26 protein-coding genes are annotated in these 23,532 nt (G+C 62.9%); 10 read left to right on the top strand and 16 right to left on the bottom strand.

All coding sequences use genetic code 11. The features are described from left to right. The first annotated feature begins 135 nt into the window (after nt 1–135). The 6 genes from EN885_RS09200 to EN885_RS09175 all read left to right on the top strand — a co-directional run bounded on the left by EN885_RS09200 (nt 136) and on the right by EN885_RS09175 (nt 6,709). Nucleotides 136–987 (top strand): FAD binding domain-containing protein, encoded by an 852-nt coding sequence (locus tag EN885_RS09200; RefSeq protein ID WP_126103567.1) that lies wholly within the window; start codon nt 136–138, stop codon nt 985–987. Then, nucleotides 984–1,481 (top strand): (2Fe-2S)-binding protein, encoded by a 498-nt coding sequence (locus tag EN885_RS09195; RefSeq protein ID WP_126103566.1) that lies wholly within the window; start codon nt 984–986, stop codon nt 1,479–1,481. The genes EN885_RS09200 and EN885_RS09195 overlap by 4 nt, the downstream gene beginning before the upstream one ends. After that, nucleotides 1,474–3,822, top strand: a complete 2,349-nt coding sequence (locus EN885_RS09190; RefSeq protein WP_128241280.1) for a xanthine dehydrogenase family protein molybdopterin-binding subunit — start codon at nt 1,474–1,476, stop codon at nt 3,820–3,822. Before EN885_RS09195 ends, EN885_RS09190 begins: the two co-directional genes overlap by 8 nt. Nucleotides 3,823–3,834: 12 nt before the next feature. Then, nucleotides 3,835–4,566, top strand: coding sequence for a LamB/YcsF family protein (locus EN885_RS09185; protein WP_128241279.1), 732 nt, complete (start codon nt 3,835–3,837; stop codon nt 4,564–4,566). 95 nt (nt 4,567–4,661) lie between these two features. Further along, nucleotides 4,662–6,044 (top strand): aspartate aminotransferase family protein, encoded by a 1,383-nt coding sequence (locus EN885_RS09180; protein WP_128241278.1) that lies wholly within the window; start codon nt 4,662–4,664, stop codon nt 6,042–6,044. Next, entirely contained in the window at nt 6,041–6,709 is a 669-nt protein-coding gene (locus tag EN885_RS09175) for a nuclear transport factor 2 family protein (RefSeq protein ID WP_128241277.1), read from the top strand. Before EN885_RS09180 ends, EN885_RS09175 begins: the two co-directional genes overlap by 4 nt. Nucleotides 6,710–6,864: 155 nt before the next feature. Here EN885_RS09175 and EN885_RS09170 read toward each other — a convergent pair whose 3' ends face one another. From EN885_RS09170 to pxpA, 10 genes are all read right to left on the bottom strand, one after another. After that, a complete protein-coding gene (locus EN885_RS09170; RefSeq protein WP_126103561.1) occupies nt 6,865–8,058 on the bottom strand; it encodes an ABC transporter substrate-binding protein in 1,194 nt (397 codons plus the stop codon). A 43-nt stretch (nt 8,059–8,101) separates the two neighbouring features. Next, nucleotides 8,102–9,193 carry a branched-chain amino acid ABC transporter permease gene (locus EN885_RS09165; RefSeq protein WP_127203905.1) on the bottom strand — a complete coding sequence of 364 codons (1,092 nt, stop codon included), beginning with the start codon at nt 9,191–9,193 and terminating at the stop codon, nt 8,102–8,104. Nucleotides 9,194–9,197: 4 nt separating this feature from the next. Next, the gene (locus EN885_RS09160) at nt 9,198–10,103 is read right to left on the bottom strand and encodes a branched-chain amino acid ABC transporter permease (protein WP_095483664.1); all 906 of its coding nucleotides are present in this window, start codon (nt 10,101–10,103) and stop codon (nt 9,198–9,200) included. A gap of 1 nt (nt 10,104) precedes the next feature. After that, nucleotides 10,105–10,839 (bottom strand): ABC transporter ATP-binding protein, encoded by a 735-nt coding sequence (locus EN885_RS09155; RefSeq protein ID WP_013533157.1) that lies wholly within the window; start codon nt 10,837–10,839, stop codon nt 10,105–10,107. Beyond that, nucleotides 10,836–11,588, bottom strand: a complete 753-nt coding sequence (locus tag EN885_RS09150) for an ABC transporter ATP-binding protein (RefSeq protein ID WP_095483665.1) — start codon at nt 11,586–11,588, stop codon at nt 10,836–10,838. Before EN885_RS09150 ends, EN885_RS09155 begins: the two co-directional genes overlap by 4 nt. 249 nt (nt 11,589–11,837) lie before the next feature. Beyond that, complete coding sequence (locus EN885_RS09145) at nt 11,838–12,809, bottom strand: biotin-dependent carboxyltransferase family protein (protein WP_128241276.1); 972 nt, start codon at nt 12,807–12,809, stop codon at nt 11,838–11,840. After that, entirely contained in the window at nt 12,799–13,674 is an 876-nt protein-coding gene (locus tag EN885_RS09140) for a carboxyltransferase domain-containing protein (RefSeq protein WP_095483667.1), read from the bottom strand. The genes EN885_RS09145 and EN885_RS09140 overlap by 11 nt, the downstream gene beginning before the upstream one ends. Nucleotides 13,675–13,683: 9 nt before the next feature. After that, a complete protein-coding gene (locus EN885_RS09135; RefSeq protein WP_128241275.1) occupies nt 13,684–15,048 on the bottom strand; it encodes an acetyl-CoA carboxylase biotin carboxylase subunit in 1,365 nt (454 codons plus the stop codon). After that, nucleotides 15,048–15,281 (bottom strand): acetyl-CoA carboxylase, encoded by a 234-nt coding sequence (locus EN885_RS09130; RefSeq protein WP_013533152.1) that lies wholly within the window; start codon nt 15,279–15,281, stop codon nt 15,048–15,050. Before EN885_RS09130 ends, EN885_RS09135 begins: the two co-directional genes overlap by 1 nt. A 66-nt stretch (nt 15,282–15,347) precedes the next feature. Continuing rightward, a complete protein-coding gene (pxpA, locus tag EN885_RS09125; RefSeq protein WP_127203926.1) occupies nt 15,348–16,070 on the bottom strand; it encodes a 5-oxoprolinase subunit PxpA in 723 nt (240 codons plus the stop codon). A gap of 135 nt (nt 16,071–16,205) precedes the next feature. On the opposite strand from pxpA, the gene EN885_RS09120 reads away from it, so the two are divergent. Further along, complete coding sequence (locus tag EN885_RS09120) at nt 16,206–17,111, top strand: LysR family transcriptional regulator (RefSeq protein WP_095483669.1); 906 nt, start codon at nt 16,206–16,208, stop codon at nt 17,109–17,111. A 189-nt stretch (nt 17,112–17,300) separates the two neighbouring features. On the opposite strand, the gene EN885_RS09115 is transcribed toward EN885_RS09120, so the two are convergent. Continuing rightward, a complete protein-coding gene (locus EN885_RS09115; RefSeq protein ID WP_127203908.1) occupies nt 17,301–18,062 on the bottom strand; it encodes an IclR family transcriptional regulator C-terminal domain-containing protein in 762 nt (253 codons plus the stop codon). A gap of 138 nt (nt 18,063–18,200) precedes the next feature. On the opposite strand from EN885_RS09115, the gene EN885_RS09110 reads away from it, so the two are divergent. From EN885_RS09110 to EN885_RS09100, 3 genes are read left to right on the top strand one after another with little or no spacing between them, the layout of a single operon-like run. After that, nucleotides 18,201–18,932 carry a 3-oxoacid CoA-transferase subunit A gene (locus tag EN885_RS09110; protein WP_128241274.1) on the top strand — a complete coding sequence of 244 codons (732 nt, stop codon included), beginning with the start codon at nt 18,201–18,203 and terminating at the stop codon, nt 18,930–18,932. 1 nt (nt 18,933) lies between these two features. Next, a complete protein-coding gene (locus tag EN885_RS09105; RefSeq protein WP_128241273.1) occupies nt 18,934–19,605 on the top strand; it encodes a 3-oxoacid CoA-transferase subunit B in 672 nt (223 codons plus the stop codon). A 1-nt stretch (nt 19,606) separates the two neighbouring features. Further along, the gene (locus EN885_RS09100) at nt 19,607–19,894 is read left to right on the top strand and encodes a hypothetical protein (RefSeq protein ID WP_206616815.1); all 288 of its coding nucleotides are present in this window, start codon (nt 19,607–19,609) and stop codon (nt 19,892–19,894) included. Nucleotides 19,895–19,911: 17 nt separating this feature from the next. Here EN885_RS09100 and EN885_RS09095 read toward each other — a convergent pair whose 3' ends face one another. From EN885_RS09095 to pcaD, 5 genes are read right to left on the bottom strand one after another with little or no spacing between them, the layout of a single operon-like run. Next, complete coding sequence (locus tag EN885_RS09095) at nt 19,912–20,961, bottom strand: 3-carboxy-cis,cis-muconate cycloisomerase (protein ID WP_128241272.1); 1,050 nt, start codon at nt 20,959–20,961, stop codon at nt 19,912–19,914. Further along, nucleotides 20,958–21,572, bottom strand: coding sequence for a protocatechuate 3,4-dioxygenase subunit alpha (pcaG, locus tag EN885_RS09090; RefSeq protein WP_128241271.1), 615 nt, complete (start codon nt 21,570–21,572; stop codon nt 20,958–20,960). Before pcaG ends, EN885_RS09095 begins: the two co-directional genes overlap by 4 nt. Beyond that, a complete protein-coding gene (gene pcaH, locus EN885_RS09085; RefSeq protein ID WP_128241270.1) occupies nt 21,572–22,330 on the bottom strand; it encodes a protocatechuate 3,4-dioxygenase subunit beta in 759 nt (252 codons plus the stop codon). The genes pcaG and pcaH overlap by 1 nt, the downstream gene beginning before the upstream one ends. Then, entirely contained in the window at nt 22,327–22,731 is a 405-nt protein-coding gene (gene pcaC, locus EN885_RS09080) for a 4-carboxymuconolactone decarboxylase (RefSeq protein WP_128241269.1), read from the bottom strand. Before pcaC ends, pcaH begins: the two co-directional genes overlap by 4 nt. Next, nucleotides 22,728–23,528, bottom strand: coding sequence for a 3-oxoadipate enol-lactonase (pcaD, locus tag EN885_RS09075; RefSeq protein ID WP_128241326.1), 801 nt, complete (start codon nt 23,526–23,528; stop codon nt 22,728–22,730). The genes pcaC and pcaD overlap by 4 nt, the downstream gene beginning before the upstream one ends. Between the last annotated feature and the right edge of the window lie 4 nt (nt 23,529–23,532).

The raw sequence follows: 23,532 nt of genomic DNA, 5'->3' as shown, positions 1-23,532 counted from the left end.
CCTTGCGGGCGCTCGCAGGGAGTTATCTGTTTTTTAGATACCATTTTCAAGGAATTACTATTTCACAGGAGCCTAAAGCTGGAGCAACAATGTTGCAACGCTGCGAAAGTCGGCTGCTTCCGAGGGGTATGACAGATGGCAACAAGCGTGGGACGATTGTTCACCGCAGCCAGCACTATTGAAGAGGCAATGGCCGCACGCCGGCAAGGTGCGGCGGTGCTTGCCGGCGGCACCTGGATGATGCGTGATCCACGGCGTGGGGTCGACCTTCCCGAGGCGGTGGTCGCACTCCACCGAATACCGGCCTTGTCCAAGGTCGAAATCGGCTCGGACCATGTCGTGATCGGTGCGGCTGTTACCCACGCAGTCCTTGGTCGCGAGTTGCACGGGGCAGCGGGTTTCGAAGGTTTGGTTGCCGCGGCGGAGGGTGCGGCCAATCCCGGCATCCGAAGGGTCGCCACCGTGGGCGGCAACCTTTGTGCCCTCGACTTTGCCGCCGCCGATCTCGCCCCTGCGCTTCTCGTCTGTGAGGCGACGGTGGAACTGGAGACGTTCGAAGGCCCAAAACTCCTCGGTATTTCGGATTTCCTCAAAGACAGGCATACGTTGCTGGCCGAAGCGATTGTGACGAAAATTCATCTGCGCCGCGACCTGGTCGCAAGTGCTCATATCCGCCTGCCGCTTCGGAAAGCTGGCGACTATCCGGTCGCCATCGTCTCCCTCGGGGTGGACAAGGACAAACGATGTCGCATCGCCGTCGGCTCGGTGGAGCCGGTAGCGCGGCGCTGGACGGCGCTCGAACAGGCCATGAGGGCAGGCCCGGCCTCCGCGCTCGATCCGGAACGCGCCGCCGAGCTTGCACTGGAGCACAATGATTTTCAGGGCCGCGACGGCAAGGAAGCGGAGGGTTGGTACCGGCGCCAGGTTCTTCCGTCGCTGGTCAAGCGCGGTGTTGCCGCACTTCTCAAGACCGGGGGCGTGGCATGACCGTGAGATTCCAGCTGAATGGCGAGGACTGCCGCTTTGATGGCGATCCGATGACGCCGCTCGTCGACATCTTGCGGCAGGAACGATTCCTGACGGGGACCAAGGCCGTGTGCCGCGAAGGCTTTTGCGGCGCGTGCACGGTGCATGTCGACGACGAAGCGGTGCCGTCCTGCCTGAAGCCGGTTGGACTCGTCCATGGATGCGCGGTGACGACCATCGAGGGAATGAGTTCTGGAAACCAGGCGCTGCACCCGCTCCAGGTCAATTTCGAGGCGGCCGATGCCGTGCAATGCGGCATGTGTTTTCCGGGAATGGTCATGAGCCTTTCGGCGTTCGTGCGTGACAATCCGCATGCGAGCCGTCCCGAAATCAAGGCGGCGATGGTCGGCAACATCTGCCGCTGCACAGGATATGAGCGGATCGTCGACGCCGTGGCCGAATGCCTCGACCAAGCGCGGAAGGCTGGCCAGTTGGTGGGAGGCACCCATGTCTGAGCTGTCCGCCACGGTGATGAATCTTCCCCGCCGCGATGCGCAGGACAAGCTGCGCGGGCGGACGAAATACACCAACGACCGGATTCGCCCCGACATGTTGCATGCCGTGCTGCTGCGGTCGACCGTTCCCGCGGGGCGTATCCGCAAGCTCGACGTTTCGGCGGCACTGCGCTGTCCTGGCGTGCGCGCGGTGGCGACCGGCGCCGATGCGCCGGGACTCTACGGCATCGGCATTGCCGATCATCCGCTCTTGGCGATCGACACGATCCGCTATCACGGCGAGCCAATCGCCGTCATCGCCGCCGAGACGGAGGAGCAGGCGCGGGCGGCACTTGCCGCCATCATGCTCGAGGTCGAGCCGCTGGCACCGGTGTTCACCATGGCCGAAGCGCTCCAGCCCGCCGCCCGCCTCGTCCACGAGGGCTGGCGCGGCTATGAGGTGATCACGGAGGGCGGTGCACGTGCCGGCAACATCGCATGGGAGGCAAAATCCAGCCGCGGTGACGTCGATGCGGCCTTCGCCCGTCCCGATATACGCATTGTCGAGAGCAGCTTCACCGTCGGTCGGCAGAGCCATGTGCCCTTCGAACCGCGCGTTGCCATCGGCTCCTGGGAGGACGGCCGTGCTCACATCCAGACCTCGACGCAGGTGCCTTGGACCGTGCGCAACGTCACCGGAAGGGTCATGCAGCTTTCACCCGGGCGTGTGCGGGTCACTGTACCCCCTGTCGGTGGCGGGTTCGGCCTGAAGTTCGATGCGTCCATCGAGCCTATCACGGCACTTCTGGCGCGGATGACCGGGCGCACGGTGGTCCTGGAAAACACCCGGCAGGAAGAGATGGCAACCTGCCTCTGCCGCGAGAATGCGGAAATCCGCATTCGGTCCGCTGTCACCGCCGAAGGATACATCGCCGGGCGCGAAGCGGTCGTGCTGATGGATTGCGGCGCGTATGGCGGTGAGCAGGTCTTCCTGACGACGATGACGGCGCACACGCTGGGCGGCAATTACAGGGTTGGCGCAACGCGGCTCGTCAGCCGCGCCGTATACACCAACACACCACCCAACGGTGCTTTCCGAGCTTGCAACGGCGTCTACAACACATTCGCGTTGGAGCGACACACCGACGAAATCTGCGGTGCGCTAGGCTTCGACCCAATGGAGTTCCGGAAGAAAAATATCCTGGGAGATGGTGATCTCGGTGCCACGGGCCAGGTTTTCGAGGCCGACGTGCTGGGTCCGATGCTCGATCGTATGGAGGCGTTGCGTGCCAGTACCGGCACATCCGAAGCGAAGGCCGACGGCAGGCTCTATGGAATTGCGACCACGGTCGGCACATGGTTCGTGTTTGTCGGACCCTCGGCGGCAACGGTGAACTTGAACGCCGACGGCAGCGCAACGCTGGTCACGTCGGGTGTGGAGATCGGATCGGGCACGATGGTGCAATCCCTGCCGCAGATGGTGGCTGGGCAGCTTGGCCTCGCTCCCGACCAGGTGATCGTGCGCGAAGCCGATACAGATGCCGCCGGCCTCGATGTCGGCGTTGGCGGTGGGCGCACCACCGTGTCCATTGGTGCTGCGAGCATCGCCGCCTGTGCAGAGGTGCGGGAGAAGCTGCTGCGGACCGCCGGCGAGATGCTCCAGACCCGACCGGAAGACCTGGTGCTGCGGGACGGTCGTGTCGAGATCACCGGACGTCCCGGTTCCGGCATGTCGATCCCCGCCGTCGTCGCCCATGCGCAGGCCACCATCGGCCCGATCACAGGAAGTGGAGCCTTTACCGCCAGGAACACTCCGGCAATGTCCGGCTGCGCCATGGGGCATTTCATCGATGCGCTCGACATCCCCGTCTTCGTCGTTCACGAGGCCGAGGTGGCGGTTGATCCGGACACCGGTCATGTCGAGGTGCTGGCCTATCGCGTGGTTCAAGATGTCGGCCGCGCGCTCAACCCACGCGCCATCCTGGGCCAGATACAGGGCGGCGTGGTGCAGGGGCTGGGCTATGCGTTGCATGAGGAGGTGACGCTCACCGCCGACGGACGCATCGCACAGGACGATTTCGAGACCTATCGCCTGCCGCTGGTGCAGGACGTGGTTCCGGTCGCCGCCGACCTCTACGAGGGCGCGCCGTCGATGGGGCCTCTAGGCACCAAGGGCGCGGGCGAGGTCCCAATCCTGGCCGTGGGCGCGGCGATCGGCTGTGCGGTGGCGCGCGCCATCGGCAAGCCGGTGCAGCAACTGCCACTGACGCCGCCGCGCGTGCTTCGACTGCTGCACGAGCGCGAACCACCGCCGGAATTCCCGCACATCGCCCCCGGCTGGGCAGCAAACACTCTGGGCTGAGGCAAGCAAACCATGGTCACCCTGAACTGCGACATGGGGGAAAGTTACGGCAACTGGCGCTTCGGCGACGATGCCGGCATCATGCCTCATATCGATTGCGCCAACATCGCCTGCGGCTTCCACGCCTCCGATCCATGGACGATGCTGAAGACCGTGCGGCTCGCGCTTTCTCATGGAAAGCAGGTTGGCGCGCATCCTTCCCTTCCCGATCGCGAGGGGTTCGGTCGGCGCGAAATGAAACTTCAGCCGGAGGAACTGACAGCCGCCTTCCTCTACCAAATCGGTGCGCTGACAGGAATGCTGGCCGCCGAGGGCGGGCAACTCAGCCATGTCAAACCGCATGGCATCATCTACGGCATGGCCGCGCACGACATGGACACTGCCCGGGCGATTGCCGCGGCGGTCAAGCCGTTCGGCATCCCGCTCTTCGGCATGGCAGGAACCTGTCACGAGACGGCAGCAGTTGAACTCGGCGTTGCCTTCGTGGGCGAGTTCTTTCCCGATCTTGCCTACGCTCCCGGCGGCAGCCTGATCATCCCGCGCGTACAGTCGGCCATCGACCTGACGCTTGCCGAGCACCGCATGGTGGGGGCGCTTACCCGACGCGAACTCGTCACCACAGACGGCACGGTCCGCCCGGTCGACTTCGACACCGTCTGCATCCACTCCGATCCGCCGAATGCGCGCGACGTCGCCGCGCTGATGCGGCGGATCATCGACACCCATTCCAAAAGCCTCCCATGATTCATTTTTCCGAATCGTGAAAGCTCCACGCATGGGATCGAGGACTATCTCGAACTCACAGCCCAAACCATTTCCACAAGCCGCTGAGGACTTCCATGGAAGCGCTTTCCAACTCTCTCGCCGCCGCCGACATCGCTACCACCATGCATCCTTACACCAACCTGCGTCAGCACGAAAAAGCCGGGCCGCTGATCATCAGCCGCGGCGACGGCATCCGTGTGTATGACGAACGCGGCAAGGAATATATCGAAGGGCTCGCCGGGCTCTGGTCGGTGGCCGTCGGCTTTTCGGAAAAGCGGTTGGCCGACGCTGCCTATCAGCAAATGCTGAAGCTGCCTTACTACCACATCTTCTCCTCCAAGGCGCATGAGCCGTCCATCCGGCTCGCGGAGAAACTCGTGGAGATGACGCCGGAAAACCTGACGCGTGTTTTCTTCACGTCGTCGGGCTCGGAAGCCAACGACACCATCGTCAAGATGGTGTGGTTCATGAACAACGCGCTGGGCCGGCCCAAAAAGAAGAAATTCCTGGCACGGACCAAGGGCTATCACGGCATCACCGTCGCCTCCGGCAGCCTAACGGGCCTGCCGATCAATCATCGCGACTTCGATCTGCCGGCGATTCCCGTTCGCCACCTGACCTGCCCGCACTTCTATCGTTTCGGCTTGGAAGGCGAAGACGAAGCCGCCTTCACGGCGCGTCTGCTCGCCGAGCTGGAAGCTGTGATCGCGGAAGAAGGGGCTGACACTATCGCAGCCTTCATAGGAGAGCCGCTTATGGCAGCCGGCGGCGTTCTGCCACCGCCGGTCGGGTACTGGGAAGGCGTGGAGAAAATCTGCCGGGCAAATGATATCATTCTGATAGCAGACGAGGTGATCTGTGGTTTCGGGCGGCTCGGCACGCCCTTTGGCTGCCAGAAATTCAGCTTCACGCCCGATATCATGACGCTTTCCAAGCAAATTACCTCCTCCTACATGCCGCTGGCCGCGGTGATGTTCTCGGAGGCGATCTATCAGGCGATCGCCGACAACACCGCAACGATCGGCAATTTCGGCCACGGCTTCACGGCGTCGGGTCATCCGGTCGCCACGGCAGTGGGTCTCGAAAACCTCGCCATCTTCGAGGAGCGGGACTTGATCGGAAACGCGGCCCGCCTTGAGACGTCGTTCCAGCTCGGCATCCGCTCATTCGCCGATCACCCACTTGTCGGCGAAGCGCGGGGCACCGGTCTTATCGGCGCCGTTGAGTTGGTGGCAGACAAGGCGACGAAACGCCCCTTCGCCAAGGTTGGGTGCGCAGGGACTATCGCAGGAGGGATCGGCCACGAGGAAGGCCTCATCTTCCGCGCCATCGGCGACCAGCTCGCGCTCTGTCCGCCGATGATCTCGACAGAAGACGATGTGAAGGAAATCATGACGCGCATGGGCCGGACGCTTGAGCGTCTGACCGGTGCGGTCGCCAAGGAGGGACTTGAATGACTCGCATGAAAGCCGAACCGGTCGTCCATATCGACGACGAACGCTTCCGGGTCACCGAATGGCGCTTTGCCGCCGGGGCCGAGACCGGCTGGCACATCCATGGCTATGACTACGTCATCGTGCCGCTTACGGACGGCAAGCTCGGTCTCGAAGGCCCGGACGGCGCGCAATCGCAAGCCGCTCTCACCCAAGGGGTGCCCTATTCGCGGCGGACAGGTGTGGCTCACAACGTCATCAATACCGGCAATGCGCCGCTCGCATTCTTGGAGGTTGAGGTCGTGGACGCTGGCGACCTCACAGCCAGGCGGCTCGCCGTGCTCGACCGGTTCCTCGCGGCCTGGAACGCCCGCGACGTGGGCGCGCTGATGGACTGCATGGCTGAGAATTGCGCTTTCCACGGCTCGGCCGGCCCCGATGCCGAAGGGCGCAAGCATATGGGGCGTGACGCCGTGCGCGTCGCCTATGCAGCGCTGTTCGATGCCTTCCCGAAAGCCGTGTGGACCAGGGGACGACACGTCGTGACGGGCGACACCGGGCTTTCATCATGGCGCTTCGTCGGCACCACGGCAGCGGGGCAGCAAATCGAAGTCGACGGCTGCGATATCTTCGCTTTTTCGGGGGAGCTCATAGCGCTCAAGGATTCCTACCGCAAAGCGCGAGGGTAGCGAAAATCTGAATTCATCGGCAATGAGGGCGGTCCAAGCGGGCCGCCCTCCTTTTTTGTTCAAAGGCAAGATACTCAAAAGACGAAAGGCCCTGTCGTCCCAAAGCAACAGGGCCTTTCGCATATCAAGGGCGGGATTATCCGCCCCATCTTCTCCTACTTGAGCAAGGCTTCCATCGGTACCGGCTCGGAAATCGTCCAGTTGCCTACAACACCCGGCTTGCCGGCCTTGGTCTCGACGATCAGGTACCGCGTCTGGTTCTGGTGATGCAGTTCGGGCGTGAAGGTGCGAGGCCCGAACAGCGTCGGCTCATTCTTCATCTTTTCCAGTTCCGCGACGACCGCGTCGGCATCGGTCGTGCCTGCACGCTCGACCGCCTTGGCCCAGACGTCGACCATGACGTAACCCGGAAAAACATACTGGCTCGAGGGATCGGCGCCTGTCTTCTCCTTGTATGAGGCATTGAACTTCAACACGGCCGGATTGGGATCGTCGCCATAGATCGATCCCTGAACGGGGACGTAGAAGTTCGTCAGATCGGACACGGCCGAGAGCCAATAGCTACCGTCGACGCCCGAGCCGTTCAGGATCATGGAGTTGATACCCGCGGCGCGAAGCTGCTTGATGGCCGAGACAGCGCCCGGCATCATCGTGCAAAGCATGATCGCATCCGGCTCCTTCGGCAGAGACTTGATGCGGGTGATCTGCGCGGCGATGGAGGCGTCCTCGTTCTTGAAGGTGTCTTCACCGACAAGCTTGGCGCCCTGGGCTTCGAGCTTCGGCATCATCCAGTCGAAGCCGTCGCAGATGCCCTTGTTGTAGGCCGTCCAGGTATCGAGCAAACGGTAGAAGTCCTTTGCGCCCTTTTCCTTGAATGCCCACTCGGCCATGGTCGCTCCCTGCACGGCCGCCAGCACCGACGCAGAGAAGCTGTGTGGGCCGACACCCTGGATACCGGCCTTGACCGATTCCGCGCACAGGAAGAAAGAGATATGGCCGGCGTCCTCGGCCGCGAGCGCAGCCGGCGATCCGAAGTCGTAGTCGCAGGAGACGACCACGAGATCGGCGTCCTGGTCGAGCACGGAGAGGCCCGCCTTGGCGCCTTCGGCCCGGTCGGACTTGGTGTCGGCCTTGACAACCTTGATCTGCTTTCCAAGCAGACCGCCAGCCGCATTGATCTCGTCGATGCGAATCAAGGCCGCCTCCTGGGCAGGCTTGTCATAGGCTTCCATGAAGCCCGACTCCGCAGTGGCGAAGCCGATGACGATAGTCTCGTCATCCGCCAGGGCCGGGTATGCGATGGACATCGAGGCCAGAGCGGTTGCGACAATTCTCATTTTGTATGTCATGCACGTCTCCTTTTTTGTTTTCCGGTCGGGCTTGTGCCGCCGGTCACTTGTTGCGACTGCTGCGGGGTAAGGTGAGCTCGCGGTTGCCCATGAGTCCGGACGGGCGAAGCGCGAGGATCACGATCATGATGACGCCGAGGGCTATTTCCTGAACCCCTTTCGGGAGGGCGAACGTGGACTCGCCGAGCGATACGCCTGCCTCCAGCCAGCGCAGCGCCTGGATGAGGGCGGACAGCAGGACGACACCCACTACACCCCCCGACAGGCTGCCCATGCCGCCGACGACGAGCATGGAAAGGGTGATGAAGGTGAGACCGAGATAGAATGTATCGGGTGTGACCACGCCGATGGAATGAGCCATGAGCGCACCGCCCAGTCCCATCACCGCGCCTGATACGACGAACGCCACCAGTCTTTCCCTGGGAATGTCGACTCCGGAAGCCGCGGCGGCGGTGGGCTCATCGCGGGCAGCACGAAGGGCCAGGCCGGACCGGGAGATCGCGTGCGCCCAGGCGATGAAGATTGCGACCACGGCGCCGATGAGATACGGCCAGATCACGCGCACGATCGGAATGCCGACGACCGATGAGGTCGCTCCGGTCACGCTCTCCCAGTTGGAATAAATTGTGTTGATCATGGCGAGCATCGCGAAGGTCGCGATCGATGCTGCGATGCCCGATAGCCGCATCAGCACCCGCCCGAAAATGAGAGCGGCGAGGGCGGCGAACAACGCCGCCAGCACAGCCGATTGCCAGTACGGCAAACGGGTCGCCAGCAGCCATTCGGGCAGTCCCGGCAACGAACCGCGTTTCATCATCGGATTGATGGTGAGCCACGCGGCCGCGTAGGCGCCAAGGCAGGTGAAGCCGATATGCCCGAAGCTGAGAACGCCCGAATTTCCGATAAAGATGTATAGGCCCACGACGAGGATGACACGGACGAACACGTCGATCACCGTCTGGTTGAAGGGCCGCGATCCGGTCATCACCGTGATCAGCGCGATGGCCAGCAGCAGCAGAGAAAGCAGGACCGGCGTCAGGATTGTGCGGCGGGCAAGCGCGAAGCGGGCGGGCTTTCGCTCGGCAGCCGCGGCACCGGCAGCGGTAGAGTTGGCAAGGGAGGCGGCGACAGCCATGAAATCAGACCCTTTCCTTGGTGCCGCGCGCGGCAATGAGCCCTTGCGGGCGGAAGAGGAGAACGAGGATGACCGCTCCATAGACAAAGGCATCGCGGAATGGCCGGGCGTCGATGGGCAGCATGACCTGCATGATCACCGAGGCGGCACCCAGCAGGAAGCCGGCGAGCACGGCCCCCCCGAGGCTGCCGAGGCCGCCAATGACGGTGGCGATGAAGGCCATCAACATGATCGAGGCGCCCATCTGGATGTCCAGCGTGCCTGTCTGGGCGCCAAAGATCAGCGCAATGGCTGCGGCCAACGCGCCGGAGAGGGCGAACGCTCCCATGATAACCCGGTTCGCACGCACACCCAGCATGCGGGCCATCGAGAAGTTCTCGGCCGCCGCCCGCATCTCCAGGCCGAAGCGGGTTTGACGCAGGAACAGTGTCAGGCCGATCAGGATGACCATCGTAGTGACGATCGTTATGAGCTGGAGGAGGGGAAGCCGGGCACCAAGGATCTCCACCGGTTGGGACAGTTCGGGCAACAGCGAGATCGATTTCGGCCGACTGGAGAAAAGCATGAGCAGGAAGTAGCGAATTACGAAACCGAGCGCGAAGGAGGCGATCATCATGGTTGCCGGATTTGCCTGGCGGAACCGCCTGAAAACGACGATTTCGCACAGCACCGACAGCCCGGCCCCGCAGAGGAGCACGAAGGGCACCAGCAGGTACCACGGCAATTGGCCAGCGAAGACGATGGCCATTGCGTCCGTAGACGGCCACAACAGGGCGAAGACGCAGAACGCGATGACGTCGCCATGCGCGAAGTTCACGAGCCGCATGACGCCGAAGATGAGGGCAATGCCGAGCGCCCCGAGCGCGTAGAGCGAACCAAGCGAGAGTGCGTCGAACAGGATCTGAAGCATCTCAATTGTCCTCGTAACCGAAATAAGCAGCCTGGATCGCCTCGCCGTTGCCGAGCGTCCGGGCGTCGCCATCGAGCACGATCTGTCCGCCACGCATCAGGATCATCCGCCCGCCCACCATCATCGCCCGGGCCGAGCTCTGCTCAACGATCAGGAGCGTGAGCTGGCGCTGCGCACGCAGCGCGATCAGCCGCTCGTAGACCTGGTCGTTGATGTTGGGGGCGAGGCCCAGCGAAGGCTCGTCGATGGCTACAAGCCGCGGATTGGTCATCAGCGCGCGTCCGATGACCAGCATTTGCTGCTGCCCGCCGGACAGCAATCCCGCCTGCCCGTGCCGCCTCTCTTTCAGCATCGGGAAGGTTGCGTAGACGGCCTCGAGCTCGTCGGCAGCTCGGCTGCGCCAGCCGCGTTCGCGGGCATGCATGCCAGTTCCGACCAGGAGGTTCTCTTCGGTCGTCAGCGAGCCGAAGACATCGCGCCCCTCCGGCACCATGGAGAATCCGAGCCGGGCGATGTTCTCCGGCGCCTGGCCGGTGATCTCATGACCTGCAAGATCGATTCGGCCGCCCGCAACCGGCGTAACACCGGCGATCGCGCGCAGCAGTGAAGACTTCCCGGCTCCGTTCGGGCCGGTGATGAACAGGATTTCTCCCTCGTCCATGGAGAAGGAGACATTGCGGACCGCCGTGAGACGGCTGTAGCGGATGGTGATATCGGAAAGGGCGAGCAGGCTCATTCCATCGCCTCCAGCACAGGCAGGTCGGTGTTCGCGGCCGTGCCCATATAGGCGTGGCGCACCTTCTCGCTGTCGCGGATCGCGGCAGGCGGGCCTTCCTCGATGATCGCTCCGGAATCGAGCACGACGATATGCTCGCAAAGGCCGAGCACCAGCCCAACATTGTGCTCGATGAGCAGGACACCGCAGCCGAGATCGGCGGCGATGTGTCTTATCAGGGCCGAAAGCTCCCGCGCCTCCAACGCGCTCATGCCAGCCGCGGGTTCGTCGAGCAGGATGTATGCGGGCCGTCCCATCAGGGCGCGGCCAATGGCGACGCGGCGCTCGTCCGTATATGGCAACGTCCCGGCGATGCGGGTGCCCAGCGCACCGATGCCTATCCAGTCGAGCATCGCTTCCGCTTCGGCGATGGCAGCGCGCCGGCTCATTCCCAGACCAACGCCGGTTACCTCCAGGTTGTCCAGCACAGGCAGGTCGCGGAAGAGCCGCCCACCCTGGAAGGTGCGGGCGATGCCGCGCCGCCGGACCTGATGCGGCTTGAGACCCGTGAGTGCTGCCCCGTCGAGCTTGATGGTGCCTTCCGTTGGTGCCTGGAAGCCGGTCAGCACGTTGACGAGTGTGGTCTTGCCGGCGCCATTCGGGCCGATAAGGCCACTGATGCGGCCGGGCGTGATTTGGAGGTCTACCGATGACAGGGCCTTCAGCCCCGCAAACGATACCGAGACGTTCTCCGCGCTCAGATGACTCATGTCCCTTTCCTTCTTTTTACCGACGGAAAGGCGCGAAGCATCCAGCCTTGCGGCCAGTCACGTTGCAAATGTCTTCCCCTGTCGGTTCCGGCGGTCTCTAGCGGACTGCTCGGATGCCAAATTCACGCCGTTGCCCGGCGTCGTCTTGTCGTTTCGCGCACCGGATTTTGTCTTCCGCCACGCGCGGTCGGTTTTGGCCGACCGATCTCCTCGCCTCCGGCTCCTCTGCCGGCATTTTCCCGGCTGACGTCAGCCGGCCAGATGCCCTTCAGCACGCACCAGCGCGGCGCGCTGTTCGGTTCGCGCGGCAAGCGCGTCTTCCAGCGTCACCGGAACGAAGCGCGCCGGGGTGTGCGGCTGGAGCTGGGCGATCAGGTCCATGTCGGCCGATATTACCACGCCCAGCATCATGTACCCGCCACCCGAAACTGCGTCCCGGTGAAGAACGATCGGCTCTGTGCCACTCGGCACCTGGACGGATCCATAAGGATAGCAGGCATCGACGATGTTCGAGGGGTCGGAGCCTGCACCGAAAGGCTGCTCGCGCTCAACGAACTCCAGCGCCGTTCCGCCACGGAAGCGATAGCCGATGCGGTCAGCTTCGGGCGCGACCTTCCAGGTTTCCTCAAAGAACCGGTTGCCGGCAGCTTCAGTGATCCGATGCCAGTACATGCCGGGCAGCATTCTGAGTTCCGCCAAACTACTCCGCGCGCGGCGCAGATTTGCAGGCAGCGAAAGACCGGCTTTGCCGGAACCTTCGCCGACGGGAAGCTCATCGCCCGCCTTCAGCGTGCGGCCCTGATGGCCGCCGAGTGCGCCCAGAATGTAAGTTGAGCGCGAACCGAGAACCACCGGTACGTCGATGCCGCCGGAGACGGCCAGATAAGCGCGCGCGCCGCCCTTGAGGAAGCCAAAGGAAAGCCGGTCACCCGCCTTCACCGGAAAACTTTCCCAGGTCGGCCGTTCCTCGCCATTAAGTTTGGGTGGGAGGTCTCCTCCCGTGACGGCGATGATTGCGGATTGGGTGAATTCGAGTTCGGGACCCATGAAGGTGGCTTCGAGCACCGCAGCATCCGGATCGTTGCCGACAAGCAGGTTTGCGATGCGTGTGGCAAAGCGGTCCATGCCGCCGCCTTCGGGAATGCCAACATGATAGTGGCCTGGTCGGCCAAGGTCCTGCACGGAAGTGGAGAGGCCGGGAGAGATTACCTTAACGGCCATTGATAAGCTCCATCAGCTTTGCATTGGTGCCGTAAATATCGCTGTTGAAGTCCTTTAGGCTGAAGGTGCAATCGCGAACCGTCGGCTGCCACCGATTGGCTTCGATTTCCTCCAGCGTGGCGTCGTAGTCATCGCGGCCAATGGCCTTGAACTTGACGATGTCGCCTGGCTTGAACAGGCACATGTCATCGGAGAGGTAGCGCACCTTCCTGGTCGGGTCGTAGATCGGGGCCGGGGTTATGCCATACATCTGGTAGCCGCCAGCGCCGCGCACCGAATAGATCGCTGCAAAGCAGCCGCCATGGCCAATGGTGAGCTTGGGAGTGTCGGTGCGTGGACGCAAGTATTTCGGCGCCTGAATCTGTTTCTTGCGCTCAACCATCTGGTACAGGAAGGGCAGTCCAGCGACGAAGCCGACCATGGATACGAACCAGGGCTGGCCGGAATAGGCAGCGATAAACTCTTCCACCGTGGCGTAGCCGTTGATGCGTGCCGAATATTCAAGATCGGTGGAGGACGGGTCCTGATGGCGCTCGCGGAAGCGCAAGCAGGTTTCACGCGTCCACGGATCCTGGAAATAAACCGGCAGTTCGATGATCCGGGTCTTCAGCACCGGGTCCGCCTTTGAGGCCGCCTCTTCCATCGACTTCAGTTCGCTGAGCAAATCCTGGGGCTTGACGATGTCGGGGTTGAAGCGAATCTGGAAGCTGGCGTTGGCTGGGCAGATCTCGGTGACACCTCGGATGCCTGCCGTACGCACCGCGTTGGTCATCGAAAGGCCGGTAAAGAAGGAGGTGAGCGACATTTCCTCGGACACCTCGCCGAAGATATGTTCGTCACCGCCGAAGTTGAATCGTATCGACATCGATCCTCCTTAACCCGCCAATGCTGCGGCGTTTTCGATGAGCCAGCCTTCCAGCCAGCGGGTATGCACGTCTCCCGCCCGCACCGCCGGATCGGCGGCCAGCGCAAGAAACAGCGGCTTGGTGGTATTGAGCCCGCCGATCTTCAACTCGTTGAGCGCGCGGATCAGGCGCACTATCGCCGCCTCGCGCGTCTCTGCATGCACGATCAGCTTGGCAAGCAGCGAGTCATAAAAGGGCGGCACCTGATAGCCTTGGTAGAGCATCGAATCGAAGCGTACGCCCGGACCGCCGGGAATGCGAAGCTCGACCACCTGCCCGGGGAATGGAGCGAACTCCTTCGCCGGGTCTTCGGCATTGAGCCGGACTTCGATCGCATGCCCCTTGACGGAGACATCGCCTTGCCGAATCCGCAGCTTCTCGCCGCCGGCGATGCGAAGCATCTCCGCAACGAGGTCGATGCCGGTGATCGCCTCGGTGACCGGGTGCTCAACCTGGATACGGGTGTTCATCTCGATGAAGTAAAAGCGGTCTGCTTCATCGTCATAAAGATACTCCACCGTGCCGGCACCAGAGTATTTGACCGCCTTGGCCAAAGCGACCGCCGAAGCGCAGAGCTCCTCGCGCAGCCTGTCGGAAAGTGCGCGCGACGGCGCCTCCTCCCAAACCTTCTGGCGTCGCCGCTGCAGCGAGCACTCCCGCTCGTAGCAGTGGATGGCATCGCTTCCGTCTGCCAGTACCTGCACTTCGATATGGCGGGCCTTGCCGATCACCTTTTCCATGTAGAGACCACCGTCGCCAAAGGCGGCGAGAGCTTCTGCTTCGGCCTGAGGAAAGGCTTGTTCGAACTCTGCGAGCGAGTTCGCAATGCGGATGCCCCGCCCGCCGCCGCCCGCCGCAGCCTTGATCATCACCGGAAAACCGGTTTCGGTCAGCACCTCGTGGCCAGCCTTGAGGCCCTCGACCCGGCCAGCCGAGCCAGGCACCACAGGGACACCTGCAGCGGCAGCGGCCGATCGCGCCGAGACCTTGTCTCCCATCATCCGGATCGCATCTCCCGACGGGCCGACGAAGACCAATCCAGCGCCTGTGACCGCGTCGGAAAACGCGGCATTCTCGGCAAGGAAACCATAGCCAGGATGAACGCTGTCGCAACCGGTGTCGCGGGCAGCCTTCAGAATTGCTTCGACGTTGAGATAGGACTTCTTTGCTGCCGGTGGGCCGATGTTGACCGCTTCGTCTGCAAGCTGGACGTGGAGCGATCCCGCGTCTGCGGCCGAGTACACCGCCACGGTGGCGATGCCCAGATCTTGTGCGGCCCGGATGATCCTGACCGCTATCTCGCCCCGGTTGGCAACCAGAAGCTTTTTCAGCATCAGTCGAGATCCGCAATAGGTGCGCCGGCCATGATGGGGTCCTCATTGTCGGCAATGAAGCGGATGTTCGTACCGGCCGTCTCGGCCCTCACTTCGTGGAACGACTTCATCACTTCGATGAGACCGATTACGTCTCCGGCAGAAACCGCGTCGCCATCCGCCTTGTAGGGCGGCTGGTCTGGCGAAGCGCTCCGATAAAAAGTGCCGGGAAGAGGCGAAAGGATCTGGGCCATAAAAAGCTCCGGAAAACTGCTGACAGGCTAATTTGTAACCGCCTGCGCGGGCGGTTTCGGTCGACTTCAGTGCCAAGGGGCGATTGCAGTGCGCACGGCCCTGGCTATTTCGATGGCGTTCGGCGTATCGGAATGCACGCAGATGGTTTCGCAGCGCACAGGGAAGAAACTGCCGTCCTCTGCCGTGCCCTCACCCTCGCTGATGGCGCGCACGCAACGCTCGGCCATCTCTGCGGGGTCCTTGGCGTCATGAACGCGTGTCAGAATCAGCTTGCCGGAGGCATCGTAGTCGAGATCGGCATAGAACTCGGCGACGAATGGGATACCGCGCTCTTGATAGATCTTCTCGTGCAGGGTGCCCGTCATGCCGAAGAGGGGTACGCCGAAAACCTCTGCCGCGTCGCACACGCCATGGGCGACGGCCTCCTGCTGCATGGCCATGAAGTAAAGGCTGCCATGCGGCTTTATATGGTGGAGTTCCACACCCTCGGCCTTGAGGAAGCCGGCAAGCGCTCCCACCTGGTAAACGATGGTGTTCCTGACTTCGTCGCGGGTCATCCGCATCTCGCGCCGTCCGAAACCCTGAATGTCCGGTAAGCCTGGATGGGCGCCGATCTTTACGCCACTCGCCTTGGCGCTGCGGACGGCGGCGTGCATGTGATCTGGATCGGAAGCGTGAAAACCACAGGCGACATTGGCAACGTCGATGATCGGCATCATGCCCACATCATCACCAACCTTGTAGAGGCCAAAGCTTTCGCCCATGTCGCAGTTTAGCGTCACCGCCATCGCATTGTTACCCCTCGAAGCTGCCGTCTTTGCGGCGTTGCAGCATTTTTTGCGCATGCGCGGGCATTTGTGAAATAGTAGTTTATTGATTGTCATATCAAAAAAACAGATAATGGTTCTGGGCCGGAGCGCACCATGACCATCACCTTGAAACAGCTTGATTATTTTATCGCGACCGCCGAGAGCGGACAGGTCAGTCATGCCGCGGTGGAACTCAACATCTCACAATCGGCGGTCACTGCGGCGATAAAGACGCTTGAGGCTGACCTGGGCGTACGGCTTTTGGAGCGTAACCACGCTGGCGTAAGATTGACGATGGAGGGCGCGCGGTTTCTTGAACATGCGCGTGTTATCACCGGGGCGGTCGCAGCCGCCGTCCGAAGCCCGTTGCGCGATAGGAAAGGCCTGGCGGGCAAGCTGCGGCTGGGCATGACCTACACGGTCGTCGGCTACTACATGTCGCGCCACTACGCGCGGTTTCGAAAGACCTATCCCGAGATCGAGGTCGAGGTGCTGGAACTGCCCCGAGACGCTCTCGAAAGCGGCTTGATGTGCGGGGACATCGACATGGCCGTGATGCTGGTATCCAACCTGGAGCACACCGAGGAATTGGCGCAGGAGGTCTTGATGCGGTCGAACCGCCGGCTCTGGCTTTCGGCTGATCATCATCTGCTCGCGCGGCAGGAAATCAGCCTCGCCGATGTAGCGGCGGAAGATTATGTCATGCTGACGGTGGACGAGGCACGCACGACGGCCGCCCGTTACTGGGATGCCGCGGGCCTTTCGCTCCGCGCCGTCCTTACCACCAGTTCGGTCGAGGCCGTGCGGTCGCTCGTGGCTGCCGGCATGGGGGTCACTGTCCTGTCCGACATGGTTTACCGCCCCTGGTCCTTGGAGGGGCAGCGCATCGAAGTGCGCGGGCTTGTCGAGCCGATCCCCACTATGGATGTCGGCCTGGCCTGGTCGCGTGACAGACCAATCGACCCGGCGGCGGCGGCCTTCCGGGCCTTCATGTCCGTGACCATGGGCGGCGGCGGCTAACCGCCGGCCCGTCAGACAGACGCTCTACCTCAGGCTCGCTGGTTGGACAGCGGATGGTCGTGAAATAGTCCGCGACGATCGCGTCCTTCTGGGAGCGGCTTCCCACTGGCGAGCCACGCTACAGGCGTCGCGAGTTGGTTCCGCGCCCGCCGGCGCGGTCGTCCGGGCTGAACCATTGCGCGACCATGTTCAGCGTAGGATTTCCTGCATTCTCGAGCTGACGGTCTGAAGCGCCGGGAGATAGCGCGCTGCGAGCTCTTCGATCGGCTCGCTGCGGGCCGGCAACCCGAGATTGACGGCAGCGACGATGACACGGCGTGCCGTCACCAGGGGAACCGCGATGGAGCGGAGGCCGATCTCGACCTCTTGGTCGATGACGGCATAGCCTTCTGCCCGAACGCGAGCCAGCTCGGCCATGACCGCCTCGGGCTCCGTAAGCGTATGCGGGGTGCGGCGGGGCAGGGGGACGGAACCGAGCCGCTCCCGCGCCTGGGCCTCGGGCAGGGCGGCGAGCAGCACACGGCCCATCGAGGTGCAATAGGCCGGCAGGCGCGAGCCGGGCATCAACGTGATCGACATCACCTTTCGCTGCGCCGCGCGGGCGACATAGACGATCTCGGCGCCATCGAGGATCGAGACCGAGGAGCTTTCCCCGATCTCGTCGGACAACTGGTCGAGCAGCGGCTGCACGAGTTGCGGCAGCGGCATGGTGGCGAGGCAAGCCGTGCCCAGCCGCAGCACGCGCGGGGTCAGCGTGAAGAACTTCCCGTCATAATCGGCATAGCCGAGATGTGCGAGCGTCAGCAGGCACCGCCGTGTCGTCGCCCGATCTAGCCCGGTGGCCGCCGCGACCTTGGAGATCGACTGGCGCGGGTGGTTGGGGCTGAACGTCTCGATCACAGCCAGGCCCTTGGCGAGGCCGCCCATCAGGTCGCGTTCGGTGACGGTCATGCTGCTTCTTACCTCAATCTTGAGCGATATGCGAACAAATGCATCATATCGCACAAGCTGAATGGACGGAAGCTCGGGCCGGGCCTATCCCTCGCTTTGCCGCAGGCGTTTTGTGCCACGGAACTGAGAGGAACTCGGATGGACAAGACAGTCGCCGACCCCGCCACGGCGGTGGCGGGGATCGGAGACGGCATGACCGTGATGATCGGAGGCTTTGGGGGGGCGGGTTCGCCCATCGAGTTGATCCACGCGCTCATCGACCGTTTCCGCACCACGGGGCACCCGAAGGACCTGACGATCATCAACAACAATGCGGGCAACGGCCATGTCGGCCTCGCCGCGCTGATCGGGGCCGGGATGGTGAAGAAGCTGATCTGCTCCTTCCCGCGCTCTGCTGATCCGGTGGTGTTCACCGATCTCTATCTGTCCGGGAAGATCGAGCTGGAGCTGGTGCCGCAGGGCACGCTTGCCGAGCGCATCCGCGCGGGTGGGGCAGGAATCCCGGCCTTCTATACGCCGACGTCCTACGGAACGGATCTCGCGAAGGGCAAGCCGGTCGCTGAATTCGACGGACGGTGCTATGTGCAGGAACGCTGGCTGAAGTGCGATGTAGCGCTCGTGAAGGCGGAGATTGCCGACGCCCATGGCAATCTCACCTATCGGGCGGCTGCGAGGAACTTCAATCCGCTGATGTGCATGGCGGCGGCGGAGACCGTCGTGCAGGCGACGCGGATCGTGCCGGAGGGAGGGATCGACCCCGAAATCGTCATCACCCCCGGCATCTTCGTCCAGAAGGTGGTCGCGGTCGCCCATCCGCGGCAGGAAGAAGATCTGAACCGCGCGAACGCCGTCTATCCGGAAATTGCCTGAGATGATTGTGAAGCTGACCAACAACCAGATCGCCTGGCGCGCCGCGCAGGACATTCAGGACGGCGCCTATGTCAATCTCGGCATCGGCTTTCCCGAGAAGGTGGCGCAGTATCAGCCGCCCGGTCGGGAGGCGATCTTTCACACCGAAAACGGCATCCTGAACTTCGGCGAGCCTCCGCCGAAAGGCGAAGAGGACTGGGATCTAATCAATGCCGGCAAGAAGGCGGTGACGCTGAAGCCTGGCGCCGCGTTCTTCCACCACGCGGACAGCTTCGCCATGGTGCGGGGCGGCCATCTGGATGTGGCGATCCTCGGCGCCTATGAGGTAGCCGAGAGTGGCGACCTCGCCAACTGGTCGACAGGGCCAAATGGGGTGCCGGCGGTAGGCGGCGCGATGGACCTCGTCCATGGTGCCCGGCGCGTTGCGGTGATTACCGATCACGTGACGAAAGACGGCAAGCCGAAGCTTCTGAGGCGCTGCACCCTGCCTCTGACCGGCGTCGGCTGCGTGACGCGCGTCTATACCTCGCTTGCGGTGATCGACATCGAGGGCGGGCGCTTCGTCCTGCGCGAGAAGCTGCCCGCATTGTCCCTCGATGACCTGCGGGCCGTCACTGGCGCCGAATTGCTGGTGACCGGCACTGTTGCCGACCTGATCGTCCCGGAACTCTAGGATGACGGACGTTTTCATTGGCGACTATATCCGCACGCCGATCGGCCGCTTTGGCGGGGCACTCTCTTCGGTACGGGCCGACGTTCTCGGCGCCATTCCGCTCAAGGCGTTGCTAGCGCGCAACGGCGGCGTCGATTGCGAGGCCGTGGACGATGTAATCTTCGGCTGCGCCAATCAGGCGGGCGAAGACAATCGCAACGTGGCGCGAGCATTTTGCAGCCAAGTGGAATCAATTGGCGTCGCAGAAATGCAGCCAAAACAAATAGATAGAGCGGGATGTCCAGTTTAATTTGAATGCATCCCGCTCTAGGCTCCGATCGCCGTAATGTTGCTCAGCAGCCTGTCCGCGACACAGGTCGATGCTCCAGCCGCCATGAGCATCTGCGGCAGGATCAACCATTCCAGCGTCCAGGCGGCGCCAGAGCGCTCCTGCTCGTGGACGAGCGCATGATGCGTCCCGGAGAGCTGGACGGCGTTGTAGCGGGCGAGCGTCACCAGCATCTCGGCATCGATGGGATTGCGCTTGTGCGCCATGGCCGACGATGAACCGCCGCCCGCCAGTTGCAGCTCGTCGCCTGCCTGCGCCATCAGCGCAATGTCCTGCCCGAACTTGCCGAGGCCGCCCGTCACAAGCGACAGCCAGTTGGCCAGCTCAGCGATGCGGTCGCGCTGGCTGTGCCATTGCGGCGCGTCGCCGAGGCTCAGCCGCTCGGCCACCGCGGCACGGACGGCGGCTCCCTTGTCTGCGAACTTCTCGAGTGTCCCGACGGCGCCGCCGAACTGGATGACGAGAACCGATCTTCGCATCGATTGAAGCCGCTCGTGGTGGCGCACGAGCGGTTCGCGCCAGCTTGTGACGCGGTCGGCTACGGAAATCGGGATCGCTGCCTGCATTCGGGTTCGGGCCATCAGCGGGCGATCGCCAAACCGATGGCCGAGATCGGCAAAGGCGACCACCAGTGCCGAAAGCCGTTCTTCCAACAGGTCGATACAGGCGCGAATTCGCAGGATCATGGCCGTGTCGATCACGTCCTGGCTGGTCGCACCGAAATGCACATGCTCCGAATGCGGCTCTCCCACGGCATGCCTGATCTGCCGCACGAGCTCCGGCACCATGACGCCGTCGCGCGCCGTCCCGTCCCTCAGGGCCGAAATATCCGGCCGGAAGTTGTCGAGGACGCGTCCGATTGCGCTTGCTGCAGCCGCCGGGACGATGCCGAGTGCGCCTTCTGCGTCGGCGAGCGCCTTCTCGAATTGCAGCATCGTCGCAAGTTCGGTCTCGACGCCGAGCAGCGTCGCCATCTTCTCATCGCCGAGAAGCCCGGACAGGAGGGGATTGTCGAATGCTGCGATCATATGTCGAAGAAGACCGTCTCGTTCATGCCCTGGAGGTGAATGACGAACTTATAGATGTCGCCAGCGCGCGGCGCGACCAGCGTTGACACGCGCTCCCTTTGTTCAATGCGCATCAGGACGGGATCCTCGGCGTTGGCCGTTTCCTCGTCGCCGAAATACATGCGGGTGTGAAGGCCAATGTTGATTCCACGCGCGACGATCCAGACCGTCAAATGTGGCGCCATCTTGCGGTCGTCAAAAAAGGGCACGCGACCGGGTTTGATGGTCTCGAACATGCATTCGCCCGTCGTCATGTCGGTGGGCAGCCGGCCCCAGCCGGTAAAATTCGGGTCGGCGGAGCCGCGCAGATCCGAGGGCGAATTGTAGATGCCGGCGGCGTCCGCCTGCCAGATCTCCACAAGCGCGTCTTTCAGCGGCGAGCCGGCGCCGTCGATCACCCGGATGTTGACCCTGATGCGTTCGCCCTTGGTCTTGTCGTTGACCATCGCGGCGCCAAGGTCGCGTTCATAGATGCCCGAGATGCCGGCAAAATTGGGCGTCAGCCCTATATGGACGTAAGGTCCCGCAGTCTGCGAGGCGCTTTCCTTCAGCCGGCTGAGACCCTGGACCATCAGTTGCCCTCGATGCGGTTTTCGAACGGCGTCGAGCGGCGGCCGCGCAGCACGATGTCGAATTTGTATGCCCGTGCATCCATCGGCATCGTTGCCTCCATGTCGAGCGCGGCGGTGAGGCCTTCAATAGCGCGGCGCTCGTTGATGGTCCGCACGATCGGGCACCTCCAGATCATCGGGTCGCCCTCGAAATACATCTGGGTGATCAAGCGCTGCGCGAAGCCGTGCCCGAAGATCGAGAAATGGATGTGAGCTGGACGCCAGTCGTTGGGTCCGTTGGGCCAGGGATATGGCCCCGGCTGGACCGTGCGGAAACAATAGGAGCCATCCTCGCCGGTGATGGTGCGGCCGCAGCCGCCGAAGTTCGGATCGAGCGGCGCGAGATAGGTTTCCTTCTTGTGTCGGTAGCGTCCGCCTGCGTTGGCCTGCCATATCTCCAGCAGCGCACCGGCGACGCCGATGCCGCGCTCATCGAGTACGCGGCCATAGACGAGGATGCGCGGCCCGATCGCGCTTTCGCCCGGCCCGGCAAAATTGTATATGAGGTCACTGTCCAGCTCACCGAGAATATTGTGGCCGAAGACCGGCCCCGTAAGCTCCGACAGGGTGTTGTCGAGGGAAAGAAGCGGCCGCTGCGGCGAGCGCAGCACCGAAGTCTTGTAGGCTGGCGTGAAAGCCGGCGGATGCCAGTTGCGGTCGCGCTGAAAGAAGGCGCCGATTTCCGGCGTGCGGTTGGCGGGAAAGCGCGACTTGGTCATGATTTGCCGGCTTGAGCGTCCATTTCGTCGAACGTCTTCCTGGCGATCTTCATCGCGTGATTTGCCGCCGGCACGCCGGCATAGATTGCCACATGCAGCAGCGCCTCGCGTATGTCGTCGCGCGTCGCTCCGGTATTGACGCTGGCGCGGATATGCATCGCGACTTCTTCATCCTGCTTCAGCGCGGCGAGCAGCGCGATGGTGATCATAGAACGCTCGCGCTTGGTGATGTTCGGCCGTGACCAGACGTGGCTCCATGCAGCCTCCGTGATCAGTTCCTGGAAAGGAATGTCAAATTCGGTCTTGGCCGCCTCTGCGCGGTCGACATGGGCGTCACCCAGCACCGAACGGCGCGTCGTCATCCCTTCGACGTATCGGGCGCCGTGTTGTGGCTTGTTCATTCGCGCTCCCTTCGCATGTCGTTCAGGAAGCCACGGATCAGCCCTGCGAGCCTTCCCGGCTGCTCGACGCATGGGATGTGGCCCGCACCGGCGATGACCTCGAACCGTGAGGCGGGGATTGAGAGGGCCAGCGATTCCACCAGTTCAGGCGGCGTCGATCCGTCTTGATCGCCGACAATGCAGAGTGTCGGCACATTAATCGCGGCGGTCGTAGCGGTCAAATCGGCGTCGCGGATAGCTGCGCAGGCAGCAGCGTAGCCGGCCGGATCCTGGCGCGTCAGCATCGTTTTATACCCTGCCAGTTCCTCGCCGCGATTCTTATGGAAATCCGGTGTGAACCATTTTCGCATCACGTCGTCGGCAAAGCTCGCGATGCCCTCCGACAGCGCCGCGTTGATGCGCCCGTTCCACATCTCGGCCGTGCCGATTTTCGCTGCCGTATCGCAAAGGATCAACCCCTCGATCAAATCCGGCCGCGTCTTGTAAAGGCATTGCGCAATGACGCCGCCGATCGAAAGCCCGCAGATCACAGCGCGTTTTACGCCAAGATGGTCGAGCAGCCCTGCAAGGTCCGTCGCATGGGTCTCGATTGTTTGCGGCGCGTCACCCAGCTCGCTCAGACCGTGTCCGCGCTTGTCAAATGCAACGAACGTGCAGTCGTTGGCGAGCCTTCGCTCGACCTCGTTCCAGATGCGCATATCCGTGCCGAGCGAGTTCGCGAAGACGACCGTCGGCCTGCCAGCTGCGGGACGATACCGATAGTGGATCGTCGCGTCGTTGATGCGAGCAAAGTTCATACCG

Source organism: Mesorhizobium sp. M6A.T.Cr.TU.014.01.1.1 (assembly GCF_004022765.1).
Classification (GTDB): Bacteria; Pseudomonadota; Alphaproteobacteria; order Rhizobiales; family Rhizobiaceae; genus Mesorhizobium; species Mesorhizobium mediterraneum.
The sequence above is the reverse complement of the archived record's forward strand: the minus strand, read 5'-3'. Positions and strand labels throughout refer to the sequence as shown.